The sequence below is a fragment of the Streptomyces sp. NPDC012769 genome (assembly GCF_042901205.1).
In the GTDB taxonomy this organism is placed as follows: Bacteria; Actinomycetota; Actinomycetes; order Streptomycetales; family Streptomycetaceae; genus Streptomyces.
In genome coordinates this window covers 1589981-1602038 of record NZ_JBIBCP010000001.1, presented here as the reverse complement: position 1 = coordinate 1602038, position 12058 = coordinate 1589981, and the positions used below count along the sequence as shown (strand labels likewise).

At 74.2% G+C, this 12058-nt stretch carries 9 protein-coding genes; 5 read left to right on the top strand and 4 right to left on the bottom strand.

Annotated elements, in window-relative coordinates; translation table 11 throughout:
* Positions 1 to 115: 115 nt before the first annotated feature.
* On the bottom strand, positions 116 to 1123 hold the full coding sequence (locus ACFY7C_RS07190; RefSeq protein WP_389644983.1) for a helix-turn-helix domain-containing protein: 1008 nt from the start codon (positions 1121 to 1123) through the stop codon (positions 116 to 118).
* A gap of 53 nt (positions 1124 to 1176) precedes the next feature.
* Here ACFY7C_RS07190 and ACFY7C_RS07185 point away from each other — a divergent pair, with 53 nt between their 5' ends.
* From ACFY7C_RS07185 to ACFY7C_RS07175, 3 genes are all read left to right on the top strand, one after another.
* Entirely contained in the window at positions 1177 to 1575 is a 399-nt protein-coding gene (locus ACFY7C_RS07185; protein WP_389644980.1) for a cupin domain-containing protein, read from the top strand.
* 276 nt (positions 1576 to 1851) lie between these two features.
* Complete coding sequence (gene rsgA / locus ACFY7C_RS07180; protein ID WP_389644978.1) at positions 1852 to 2982, top strand: ribosome small subunit-dependent GTPase A; 1131 nt, start codon at positions 1852 to 1854, stop codon at positions 2980 to 2982.
* An 83-nt stretch (positions 2983 to 3065) separates the two neighbouring features.
* Positions 3066 to 4544, top strand: a complete 1479-nt coding sequence (locus ACFY7C_RS07175) for a DNA-3-methyladenine glycosylase 2 family protein (protein ID WP_389644976.1) — start codon at positions 3066 to 3068, stop codon at positions 4542 to 4544.
* A gap of 21 nt (positions 4545 to 4565) precedes the next feature.
* Here ACFY7C_RS07175 and ACFY7C_RS07170 read toward each other — a convergent pair whose 3' ends face one another.
* From ACFY7C_RS07170 to ACFY7C_RS07160, 3 genes are all read right to left on the bottom strand, one after another.
* On the bottom strand, positions 4566 to 5048 hold the full coding sequence (locus tag ACFY7C_RS07170; protein ID WP_389644973.1) for a DUF456 domain-containing protein: 483 nt from the start codon (positions 5046 to 5048) through the stop codon (positions 4566 to 4568).
* An 86-nt stretch (positions 5049 to 5134) separates the two neighbouring features.
* Positions 5135 to 5569 (bottom strand): hypothetical protein, encoded by a 435-nt coding sequence (locus ACFY7C_RS07165; protein ID WP_389644970.1) that lies wholly within the window; start codon positions 5567 to 5569, stop codon positions 5135 to 5137.
* Between the two features lie 125 nt (positions 5570 to 5694).
* Complete coding sequence (locus tag ACFY7C_RS07160) at positions 5695 to 6678, bottom strand: helix-turn-helix domain-containing protein (protein WP_389644967.1); 984 nt, start codon at positions 6676 to 6678, stop codon at positions 5695 to 5697.
* A 234-nt stretch (positions 6679 to 6912) separates the two neighbouring features.
* Between ACFY7C_RS07160 and ACFY7C_RS07155 the strand changes: the two genes are divergently transcribed.
* Both ACFY7C_RS07155 and ACFY7C_RS07150 read left to right on the top strand, forming a co-directional pair.
* A complete protein-coding gene (locus tag ACFY7C_RS07155; protein WP_389644964.1) occupies positions 6913 to 10686 on the top strand; it encodes a S8 family serine peptidase in 3774 nt (1257 codons plus the stop codon).
* A 122-nt stretch (positions 10687 to 10808) separates the two neighbouring features.
* Positions 10809 to 12053 (top strand): protein phosphatase 2C domain-containing protein, encoded by a 1245-nt coding sequence (locus tag ACFY7C_RS07150; protein ID WP_389644961.1) that lies wholly within the window; start codon positions 10809 to 10811, stop codon positions 12051 to 12053.
* The last annotated feature ends 5 nt before the right edge of the window (positions 12054 to 12058 follow it).

Below are 12058 nucleotides of genomic sequence, written 5' to 3'. Positions count from 1 at the left end.
GCCCCGATCAGTTGACTCGCGCGCCATTCTGTCCGACCGCCCGGCCCGCTGTCAGCGGATCGGCCTACGTGCGGGGGTGGGGCCGGGGCGGGCCGGGCCCGGGCCCGTCGGGGAGTCAGCGCGCGGACGAGGGCGGTCCGAAGCGGTGGCGGTATTCCGAGGGGGTGATGCCGATCTCCCGGCGCATCAGCATCCGCAGATGCGCCGCCGTGCCGAGCCCGCTGTGCCGGGCGACCACGTCGAAGCGGGACTCGCCGCGCTCGATCAGGCGGCACGCGAGGGTCAGCCGCTCGCCCGTGAGCCACGCGAGAGGCGTCGTGCCCAGTTGGGCCCGGAAGCGGCGGTGCAGCGTCGCCGGGCTCACCGCCGCGCGGGCCGCGAGGTCGGCGACGGCGAGGGGCGCGTCCAGGCGTTCCCGGGCCCAGGCCAGGAGCGGGGCCAGCGACTCGTCCTTGGGCTCGGGCATGGGGTGCTCCACGAACTGCCGTTGCCCGCCGTCCCGGTGCGCCGCGAAGACCAGCCGCCGGCTGACCGCGTTCGCGACCTCGGCGCCGTGGTCCCGGCGGACCACGTGGAGGCCCAGGTCGAGCGCGGCCGCGCTGCCCGCGGCGGTCAGGATGTCGCCGTCGTCCACGAACAGGACGTCCGGCTCCAGCCGTACGGAGGGGAACCGGGCGCGGAAGTCGTCCGCCCACTGCCAGTGGGCGGTGGCCCGGCGTCCGTCCAGGACCCCGGCCTCGGCCAGGGTGAACGCGCCGCTGCAGAAGCCGATCAGCCGCGCGCCCCGCGCGTGCGCCCGGCGGACCGCGTCGAGCACGGCCGGCCGGCGCTGCACCTCGACGTCGGGGCGGTTGGGTACGACGAGGGTGTCCGCCGCGTCGGCGGCGTCCAGGCCCGCGACCCCGGTCAGGGTGAAGAAGCCGTCGCGCATCAGCGTGCGGGGCTCGGCCGAACACAGCGCGAAGTCGTAGAGGTCACGCCCGAGTTCGGGGCGCCGCAGCCCGAAGACCTCGGTCGCGCAGCCCAGCTCGAAGGGGTTGGAGTTCTCGTCCACGATCACGACGACCCGGTGCAGCGGCGGCCGTGGGGCCGCCGCCCCGCCGTGCGAGGATTCTTTCGCCATGCGCGATTTCTAGCACTCACGGTGGGCGGGCGGGACCGCCGAGGCTGGGGCGCATGAACAACGACCCCCTCGCCCTGGCCGCCGCCCTCGCCTCCTTCGACGCCGTGTGGAGTCCCCGGATCGTCACCCGCGTCAACGACTACGACGTCCGCGTCGCCAAGGTCGAGGGCGACCACGTCTGGCACGCCCACGACGACACCGACGAGTTCTTCCTCGTCCTCGACGGCGAACTGCGGATCTCCCTGCGGGAACCGGCGGGGGAGCGGACCGTCGTCCTGCCGCGCGGGTCCGTCTTCACCGTGCCCCGGGGCACGGAGCACCGGCCTTCGGCCCCCGCCGGCGCCGCGATCCTGATGTTCGAGCCGACCGGGACGCTCTCGGTGGGCGACCGCCACGAGGAGCTGCCGGACCACGTGGACGCCACGACCGGCCACGCCCTGTCGGGACGCTGACGCCGTGCACGGAGATACAGGGAGATAAATGCGTGGCGCCGCGAGCCCGGCACCCGCTACGGTCTCCTGGACCGCGAAGATCGACGGCGAAGACCGACGATCGTGGTCCGGAAGACTCTGCCGTTCCTTTCGACCAGGAGGTGTGACCGATGGCTGTCGTCACGACGGGCGTTGCCCGCATCCAGATGCTCGTCCACTCCACCTCCGTGGCCACCGGCTGACCTCTTCCACAGCTGCCGCGCGCAGCGCCGGGGCCACCCCTGTGAAGGGTTCCCCTTGTCTTTCTCCACCACCACTTCCAGCACCACCTCCTCCGCTTCGTCCGCCGCCTCCTCGCTGCACGCCTACGGCTGGGACGACGCGTGGGCGGCCGAGTTCGCCCCGTACGCGGCGCAGGGCCTGCTGCCCGGCCGGGTCGTACGGGTCGACCGCGGCCAGTGCGACGTGATCACCCCCGAGGGGATCGTGCGCGCCGACACCGCGTTCGTCACGCCGCACGACCCGCTCCGGGTCATCTGCACCGGTGACTGGGCGGCCGTCGACCCCGACGGGGTCGGCGACCCCCGTTACGTACGGGCGTGTCTCCCGCGCCGTACCGCGTTCGCCCGCTCCACCTCCTCCAAGCGGTCCGAGGGGCAGATCCTCGCGGCCAACGTGGACCTCGCGATCATCACCGTGTCGCTCGCCGTGGAGCTCGACCTCGGCCGCATCGAACGCTTCCTGGCGCTCGCCTGGGAGTCCGGTGCGCAGCCGCTGGTCGTCCTCAGCAAGGCCGACCTGGTGCCGGACCCCGTCGGGCTCTCGTACCTCGTCGAGGACGTCGAGACCGTCGCGCCCGGCGTCCAGGTCCTGCCCGTGAGCTCCCACACGGGGGAGGGGCTCGACGTGCTCCGCGCGGTCGCCGGCGGCGGGACGAGCGTGCTGCTCGGCGTCTCCGGCGCCGGCAAGTCCACCCTCGCCAACACGCTGCTCGGCGACGACGTCATGGACGTCAGGGCGGCCCGCGACGTGGACGGCAAGGGCCGGCACACCACGACCACCCGCAACCTGCTCGTCCTGCCCGGCGGCGGCGTCCTCATCGACACCCCGGGTCTGCGGGGCGTCGGCCTGTGGGACGCGGAGGCGGGTGTCGGCCAGGTCTTCGCCGAGATCGAGGAGCTGGCGGCGGAGTGCCGCTTCCACGACTGCGCCCACGAGTCGGAACCGGGCTGCGCCGTCACGGCCGCCATCGCCGACGGCTCCCTCCCCGAACGCCGCCTCGACAGCTACCGCAAGCTCCTCCGCGAGAACCAGCGCCTCGTCGCCAAGACCGACGCCCGGGTCCGTTCCGAGATCCTGAAGGACTGGAAGCGCAAGGGCGCGGAGGGCCGAGCGGCGATGGACGCCAAGCGCGGCCGCCTGCGGTAGCCGCATGCCCCGGGGCGGGGCGGGGCGGGGTGGTGTCCGAAAACCGCCAGCCCGTATCGCCCTCCCCGCGCACACTGGAGGGCATGACGGCGGACACGGCGACGGACAGGGCGACGGACACGACCATCACGGGCGGGTCCGGGGACGAGGAGACCCGGTACCGCGCGGTGAGCAGCAGGGACGCGCGGTTCGACGGGGTGTTCTTCTTCGGCGTGGCGACCACCGGGATCTACTGCCGGCCCAGCTGTCCGGCCGTCACGCCCAGGCGGCGGAACGTGCGCTTCTTCCCGACGGCCGCGGCGGCGCAGGGGCACGGCTTCCGGGCGTGCCGGCGGTGCCGGCCGGACGCCGTCCCCGGGTCCGCGGAGTGGAACGTGCGGGCCGATGTCGTCGGCCGGGCCATGCGCATGATCGGGGACGGCGTCGTCGACCGCGAGGGCGTGCCCGGCCTCGCCGTACGCCTCGGGTACAGCACCCGGCAGGTGCAGCGGCAGCTGACCGCCGAGCTCGGGGCCGGGCCGGTGGCGCTCGCCCGCGCCCAGCGGGCGCACACCGCGCGCCTGCTGCTGCAGACGACCGCGCTCCCGGTCACCGACATCGCCTTCGCGTCCGGCTTCGCCAGCGTCCGGCAGTTCAACGACACCATCCGCGCCGTCTACGCGCGCACGCCCACCGAGCTGCGCGCCGAGTCCCGCACCGGCACCGCCACCGGCCCCCGTACCGCGCTCGCCGCCGGAGTGCCGCTGCGGCTCGCGCACCGGGGGCCGTACGCGGCGGGGGAGGTCTTCGACCTCCTGGCCGCCGAGGCGGTGCCGGGCGTCGAGGAGGTCGTCGGCGATCACGGCACCCGCACCTACCGGCGTACGCTCCGCCTGCCGTACGGCACCGGGATCGTCTCCGTCGACGAGCGTTCACCGGGCGCCTGGCTCGAGGCCCGGATCCACCTCACCGACCTGCGCGATCTCACCACCGCCGTGCAGCGGCTGCGCCGGCTGCTCGACCTGGACGCGGATCCGTACGCCGTCGCCGAGCGCCTCGGCGCCGATCCGGCCCTCGCCGCGGAGGTCGCCGCCCGCCCCGGCGTGCGGTCACCGGGCACGGCGGAGCCGGAGGAGTTCGCGCTCCGGACCGTCGTGGGACCGGACGAGGCGGCCCGGCTCGTCGAGCGGTACGGCACGCCGCTGGACTCCCCGTGCGGCACGCTCACCCATCTGTTCCCCGAGCCGGCAGCCCTGACCGGCCACCCGATGGCGGGACCCCTCGCCGCCGCGCTCGTCGACGGGACCGTCCGCCTGGACCCGGGCGCGGACCGGGACGCCTCCGCCGCCGCCCTGGCCGCGGTTCCGGGCGTGAGCCCGCGGGCCGCCGCCGTCATCCGCATGCGGGCCCTCGGCGACCCCGACGTGGCCCTGGACCCGGGGCGGGACCCGGACCCGGCGCGGGACCCGGACCTGGCCCCGGACGCGACCGCAGATCCGGCTCCCGAGCCCCTCCCGGACGACGCCCACCCGCAGTGGCGCCCCTGGCGCTCCTACGCCGCCCGCTACCTCCGGACCGCCTGACCGCCCGACCGCCTGACCGCGTCAGCCCCAGAGCACCGCTCCCGCCCACGCCCCCACGATCAGCAGGCACGCGAACAGCTCCACCAGGACGCTCGTCCCCGCCGCCCGCATCACGGTGCGGGTGGCGGCGCGCGCCTGGCCGTGGCCGCCGAGGCGCAGCCGCTCGGAGAGGTAGATCCCGCCGACGAACCCGGGGATCGCGCCGAGCACCGGGACCAGGAGGAAGCCCAGGAACGCGCCCACTCCCGCGTACGCCACCATCCGCCGGGTGATGCCCACGCCCCGGAACCGGCGGGGCGGCAGCTGCCATACGACCACCTGGGTGAGGAGCAGCAGGCCGGTGGAGGAGACGAGGAGGATCCAGGCGAGGCCCGTCTGTTCGTTCAGCGACCACCAGAGCATCGCCGCCCACACCAGCCACGTCCCCGGCACGCCGGGCGTCAGGACCCCGAACAGGCCGAGCAGCATCACCATCGCGATCATCAGGAGCTGCCACACACCCATCTGTCAAGGGTGCCGGAAACCGGGTGTTCCCGCAGGTCAAGACCGGCTGACCAGGGACGTCGACCAGGAACGTCGGCCAGGGGTGGTCAGCCCGCCACGGGCAGCGCCGCCGCCACGAGGTTTCGCGCCTTGCGGTCGATCAGCGGGAAGATGATCTTCAGTGAGGTCTCGCTGTACGGGGACGACAGCACGAACGACGAGTTCAGGATCCGTTCCTTGATCTCGGAGCGGAACAAATTCTCCCGCCGGATCGTCATCGTGTGCTCGACCGGCTTCGCGAACACCGGGTCCGCCCGGAAGATGAGGATCCGGCGGTCGGTCATCACCAGGTACATCGGCGTCGGCGCCGGGACCATCGTCATGCCGCCCCCGCTGGCGATCGCCGACGCGATGCCGAACGCGGCCGTCCGGCGCACCGAGACCGAGCTCAGATTGACGAGCGAGGTGACCTCCACCCGCTCCCCGGGCTCCAGCATCGGGGTGACGGTGGCCAGCAGGGCGCGACGGCGCCTTCCGTTCATCGGTGGTGCTCCTGAGTTTCCTGGGTGAGCGGGGTGAGGGATGCAGGGTGGAGGCTGCGGTGCGGGGATTCGTTCCGCCGCGACCGAAACAAAACCGGGCGCTCACCCTGCCATACGGTCCCTCCTCACCGACGGGCCACCCACCCCTTCTCGTACGCGTGCCAGCCCAGCTGCAACCGGGTCGTCACGCCCGTCAGCTCCATCAGGCCCTTCACCCGCCGCTGCACCGTCCGCAGCCCCAGGTCCAGCTGCTTGGCCACGCTCGCGTCCGTCATCCCCGCGAGCAGCAGGCTCAGGATCTCCAGGTCCGTCGGGTCGGGGCCCGCGACCTCGTCCTCCGTCACCTGGGCGCCCGCGCCGAGCCGCAGCGGCAGGGCGTCGCGCCAGACCGACTCGAACAGGCCCATCAGCGACTCCAGCAGACCGCTGGCGTGCACCACCAGCGCGGCCGGTTCGGCGCCCCGGCCGGTGAGCGGCACCATCGCCAGCGTCCGGTCGGCGACCACCAGCTTGGTCGGCACCCGGTCCACGATCCGGATCTGCTCCTCGCGGCCCAGCGCCGCCGACAGCTCCATCAGACCCGAGGGCAGGGTCAGCACCTCCCGCTCGATCACCACCCGATAGCGCACGCCCCGCTCGGCGGCCATCGCCTCGGCGTCGTTCTCCAGCCCGGTCACCGCGATCGGCTTGCCCGTCACCAGCGCGCAGACCTCCTCCGTCGCGCCCAGCTGGAGCTGGAAGAAACGATGTGCCACCGCGCTCGCGCCGGTCACCACCTCCACCAGGTCGTGCACGGCCGGCTCGGTCGCCTCGGCGCGGTACTCCTGCGCGAGCAGCGCCGCCGTCAGCTCCGCCTGCTCCAGCTCGTGCCGCTGCTGGGTGAGCAGCGCGCCCAGCGCCACCCCCGGCGGCGCCGCGACCCAGCGCCCCGTACGGGCCGAGGACTGCGCGGCCAGCCCCTGCGCCTCCAGGCGGCGCAGCGCCCGTTCTGTGTCGCCCACCGGCAGGGAGAGCCGGTGGGCCAGGTCGGAGACCTCGGCCGCGCCCATCGCGACCAGCGCGCGGTAGGCGGACTCCTGTCGTTCGTCGAGACCTATCGCTCCCAGCATCGCTGATCCCACCCCTCGCGCGGACGTCCCCGGACGACCCGGACATTCCCGGGACGACCGGCGGACGCGTTCGTTCCGTCGGTGCGTTGGCGGGAATCGGCCACGGCGCATTCCCGCCGCGCCCATCCTGCCTCCACCACCCTCACCTCTGCCAATGTGGCGCCACCGCAGCACCAACAGCCTCCGGATATGGGCACCTTGTGCCGCCATGCCCGGAATCAGATGGGGAGAGCGATGCGCCCGATTTCGCGTACGGCCCTGGGGGCGGCGATCGCCGCCGTCCTGGCCGTCACCGCGGTCTCGGCGTCCGCGGCAGCAGCGCCGCAGGACGACCCGAGGACCGGCAAGCGACCGCTGGTCGGCAGCGAGACGACCGGCACGGCCGGACAGCGACCGGTCACGGTCACCCTCGTCACCGGCGACCGGGTCGTGGTCACGCACGACGTCGAGGGCAACCCGGCCGCCGCCGCGCTGCCCCGCGAGGACGGCACCGTGCCGTTCGTGCAGACCCGCCGGTCCGGCAAGGACCTGTACGTCTACCCGCAGGGCGCCACCGCGGCCCTCGCCGCCGACCGCGTCGACGAGGAGCTCTTCAACGTCACCGGCCTGATCCGCCAGGGCTACGACGACACCACCACCGGCACCCTGCCGCTGATCGCCGTCTACGGCTCCGACATCACCCGCTCGGCGCCCGCCGCCCCGCGCGGCGCGAAGCGCGGCACGGTCCTTGAGACGGTCCGCGGTGTCGCCCTCGCCGCCGAGAAGAAGCAGGCCGCCGCGTTCTGGAAGGACGTCGAGGCCCCGGCCGCCCGCGGCGCCTCTGGGCTGAAGAAGCTGTGGCTCGACCGCAAGGTCCAGGCCACCCTGGAGCGCTCCACCGCCCAGGTGCACGCCCCCGAGGCCTGGGCCGCCGGCTACGACGGCACCGGCACCATGGTCGCCGTCCTCGACACCGGCGCCGACGCCGAGCACCCCGACCTCAAGGGCCGGATCGCCGCCGCACGGAACTTCACCGACTCCGACACCGCCGACGACCGGCAGGGCCACGGCACCCACACCCTCTCCACCGTCGGCGGCTCCGGCGCCGCGAGCGAGGGCAGGAAGAAGGGCGTCGCGCCCGGCGCCGCCCTCCTCAACGGCAAGGTCCTGAACGACTCCGGCTCCGGCGCCACCTCGTGGATCATCGCGGGCATGGAATGGGCCGTCGCCCAGGGCGCCGACGTCGTCTCCATGAGCCTCGGCAACCCCTCCGAGACCGACTGCGACGACCCGATGAGCGCCGCCGCGGAACAACTCTCCCAGGAACAAGGGACGTTGTTCGTCGTCGCCGCCGGCAACACCGGCCCGTCCCTCAACTCCGTCTCCTCGCCCGGCTGCGCCCCGAGCGTCCTGACCGTCGGCGCCACCGACCGCGACGACTCCACCGCGTACTTCTCCAGCCGCAGCCCGGTCGCGAACGCGGCCCACACCCTCAAGCCGGAGATCGCCGCCCCCGGCGTCGGCATCTCCGCCGCCGCGGCCGGCGGCCGCGGCGCCCATGCCTACCAGAGCATGTCCGGCACCTCGATGGCCACCCCGCACGTCGCGGGCGCCGCCGCCGTCCTCAAGCAGCGCCACCCCGACTGGACCGCCCGGCAGCTCAAGGCCGCGCTCGTCTCCTCCGCCGACAGCCGCGTCCCCGGCGACGTCCGCGAGGTCGGCGGCGGCCGCCTCGACGTCAGGGCCGCCGTCGACCAGACCGTCCTCGGCGCCCCCGCCGTCCAGGGCGGCACCTTCCCCTGGCCCCAGCACAGCACCGACCGGACCACGGTCGCCGTGCCGTACGCCAACACCTCCGACCGGCCCGTCACCCTGAGCCTCGCCGTCGAGAAGGTCACCGGCAACGACGGCTCAGCCGTCCGGTCCTCCGTCGCCCGCCTCGGGCAGCGCACCGTCACCGTCCCGGCCGGCGGCACCGCCGAGGTCCCGCTCGGGCTGAACCCGGCCGCCGCGCTGGAGCGCGCCCAGTACGGCGACGTCACCGGACGCGTCGTGGCCACCGGTCCCGGCGGCCTCCGCGTCTCCACCCCGTTCTCGCTGTACGTCGAGCCCGAGACGGTCACCCTGAGGGTAAAGCTGATCGACCGTCAGGGCAGGCCCGCGGACGGCGCGTCGTCGCTCGACGTCATCGGCACCGACACCGCGACCGGCGAGCGCCGCTTCAACGAGGGCTCCGCCGACCAGGTCTACCGGCTGCGTCCCGGCGGCTACTTCCTCTCCTCCTTCGTCACCACGCCCGACGCGGACGCGGACGCGAACGCCACGCTGTACGACTCGCTCACCTACCTGGGCCGCCCGCAGCTGGAGCTGCGCAAGGACACGGTCGTCGTCCTCGACGCCCGCAAGGCCCACGCGCTGTCCGTGCGGACCGACAAGCCCGGTGAAGTCCGCGCCTCCACCCTCGCGTTCTCCCGCTCCTGGGACGACACCTGGCTGCACGCCGGCACCGCCGCGGGCACCCGCACCCTCCGCGGCCACTACGCCTCCGTCGAAGGCGCCGCCGTCGACGGCGACTTCGAGTTCGGCAGCTACTGGCGCACCGCCGCCCCGCTGATATCCGAACTGAGGACGACCGACGGCCTCGCGCTGCACCCGGTCACCGGCTCCACCGGCTCCGACAACCTCGACGGCACCGGCACGGCCGCCCTCGTCGACGCGGGCGCGGGCACCCCGGCCGAGCTGGCGGCCGCCCGGGTCAAGGGCCGGATCGCGCTGGTCCGCTTCCCGGACGACAACGCCTTCTCGGCCACCGTCGCCCGCGACGCCAAGGCAGCCGGCGCGATCGCCGTCCTCGGCCACCGCACCGCCCCCGGTCGCTGGTACCCCACCGCCGGCTTCGGCAGCGCGGCGCTGCCCGTCCTCGCCGTCCCGTCCGCCGAGGCCGCGACCCTCCTGACGAAGCTCTCCGCCGGCGAGGTCACCCTCTCCTGGAAGGCCACCGCGAAGAGCCCGTACCTCTACCAACTCGCGTTCCCCGAGCCCGGCGCCATCCGCGACGACCGGACCTACCGCGTCCGGGACACCGCCCTGGGCCGTACCGAATCCGCGTACACCGCGATGGGCGTCGCCAACGACTTCCTCGACTTCGGCTCCGCACGGCGCCCGAGCGGCGCGGCGGTCTCCTTCGCCGGCCTGGAGACGGCCCCCGCGCCCGGCACCCGAACCGAACACCACACCGCCGGGGACACCGTCTGGGACAAGATGCTCTGCTCCAGCTTCCCGTTCGGCGAGTTCATGATCGGCACCCCGCACGCCTACCGACCCGGCGAGAAGCGCGCCGAACGCTGGTACGACGGCGTGATCGCCCCCACCGCCCCGCGCGACGCGACCGGCCGGCCGCTGCTCGTCTCCGAGCGCCAGGGCAACCTGATCGGCTTCGCCGACGCCCTGTGGGGCGACGGCACCCACCACGGCGAGCCCGGATCCTTCGGCGACGTCGGCAACCTCCGGCTGCACAAGGACGGCGAACTGATCGGCCAGACCGCATGGCCGTTCGGAGTATTCGAAGTCCCGTCCGAAAACGCGCGGTACACGCTCGAACAGAACGTGGCGAAGTTCGCCAGCAAGGTCTGGTTCCGCTCGACTTCCGTCAACTCCGTCTGGGAATTCACCTCGAAGGAGGACGCGAGCGTCTACTCTCAAGGCATCCCGATTCTCTTCCCCCGGTACGACCTTCCGGAGGACGGACTCAAGACCCTCGCCGCGACCGACGGCCAGCGGATCGGCCTCTCCGTGACGGGCCACGCGGGCTACACCCCCGCCCCCCTCACCTCGGCCAGGCTCTCCTACTCCTACGACGGGGGCGGGACCTGGACCGAAGCGCCGGTCACCCACCAGGGCGACGCCTGGAGCGCCACCGTGAACCACGCGGGCGCCACCGGAAAGCAGGTCACCCTGAAGACCGAACTGACGGACGCCCACGGCAACTCCGTCACCCAGACCGTGGTCCGCGCTTACGACGTGCGCTGATCACGCCGGTCCGCCGGGCGTCCTTCCCGTGGGGGGTGGGGTCGCCCGGCGGACCACCCTTTTCCGCGACACATTTGAGGATGTCCCGTTTTCTGACGGCCTGTGCGGTGGACAATAAGGGCATGACTCAGCAGGGGGACACCAACTGGTGGGACAAGCTCTACGACGCGGCGGCGCCCGACACCGCGCCCGCCCCGACGTCCGACAGCCTCGACGAGCGCTACGACTCCGCCGCCCGCACCACCACGGCCGGCCCGCCCCACGGCACCCCGCCCGCCGGAGCCCCGGTCACCGCGACCCCGGCGACCGCGGCCGACCCGCCCGCCGAGGCCCCCACCGTCCAGGTCCCCGCGCCCCGCCCCCGTACCGGACACATCGGCAGCCGGCCGCCCACCTACGAGGCCGAACCGACCGCGCTGCCCGCCGCCCGCCCCGGCGCACTCGACGGACTCGTCGCCGACACCGTGCTCGACGGCGCCCGCTACGGCACCTACACCCTGCGCGCCGCCTCCGTCCGCGGCGACTCCGCCCGCTTCCGCGGCGAACCCCGCCGCGACGCCCTCCTCACCGCCCGTTTCGGCCAGGACGAGGCCGCCCTCGTCCTCGTCGCCGTCGCCGCCGGACGACGCGCCGCCGAACACGCCCACCTCGCCGCCGCCGACGTCTGCCGCTGGATCGGCGAGTCCGTCGGCCGCAGCCACACCCGGCTCTCCGAGGACATCCGCTCCGGCCGCCGCGGCGACCTCAAGTCCGGCCTCCACCGGCTCACCGACCGCACCTACGGCAGACTGCGCGCCCACGCGACCGAACGCGGCCTCGACCCCGAGGAGTACACGGCGGGCCTGCGCTGCCTGCTGCTCTCCGCCGACCCCGCGTGCCGCACCCGGATCTTCTTCGGGGTCGGTCCCGGCGGGCTCTTCCGCCTCCGCGACGGCGCCTGGCAGGACATCGAACCCCGGCTCCCCGAGCCCGCCGCCACCGTCGGCGCACCCGTCGTGGGCTTCGGCTCCCCGCCGCCCACGCCCCCGCCGGCCGCCGCGACGCCCGAGGCCACCGAGGAGGGCGACCGCCTCACCATGGACCTCGGCATCACCACCGCGCCCGGCCCCTTCGTGGAGGAGCCCCCGCTCCCGCCCGCCGAACCGTTCCGCTTCCGTGCCTCCGTCGCCCGTCCCGGCGACACCCTGCTGCTCGCCTCCGCCGGCCTCGCCGAGCCGCTGCGCGGCGAACCCGCCCTCGCCCGCGAGCTCGCCGCCCGCTGGGCCGGCGCCGAGCCGCCCGGACTCGCCGCGTTCCTCGCCGACACCCAGCTACGGGTGACCGGTTACGCCGACGACCGTACAGGCGTGGCCGTCTGGGAGGCGTAACCTCC

Excerpts from the sequence above, each read along its gene's own strand:
- ACFY7C_RS07190 (WP_389644983.1), bottom strand. The coding sequence starts at position 1,123 with ATGGCGAAAGAATCCTCGCACGGCGGGGCGGCGGCCCCACGGCCGCCG.
- ACFY7C_RS07185 (WP_389644980.1), top strand. The coding sequence starts at position 1,177 with ATGAACAACGACCCCCTCGCCCTGGCCGCCGCCCTCGCCTCCTTCGAC.
- ACFY7C_RS07175 (WP_389644976.1), top strand. The coding sequence starts at position 3,066 with ATGACGGCGGACACGGCGACGGACAGGGCGACGGACACGACCATCACG.
- ACFY7C_RS07170 (WP_389644973.1), bottom strand. The coding sequence starts at position 5,048 with ATGGGTGTGTGGCAGCTCCTGATGATCGCGATGGTGATGCTGCTCGGC.
- ACFY7C_RS07165 (WP_389644970.1), bottom strand. The coding sequence starts at position 5,569 with ATGAACGGAAGGCGCCGTCGCGCCCTGCTGGCCACCGTCACCCCGATG.
- ACFY7C_RS07160 (WP_389644967.1), bottom strand. The coding sequence starts at position 6,678 with ATGCTGGGAGCGATAGGTCTCGACGAACGACAGGAGTCCGCCTACCGC.
- ACFY7C_RS07155 (WP_389644964.1), top strand. The coding sequence starts at position 6,913 with ATGCGCCCGATTTCGCGTACGGCCCTGGGGGCGGCGATCGCCGCCGTC.
- ACFY7C_RS07150 (WP_389644961.1), top strand. The coding sequence starts at position 10,809 with ATGACTCAGCAGGGGGACACCAACTGGTGGGACAAGCTCTACGACGCG.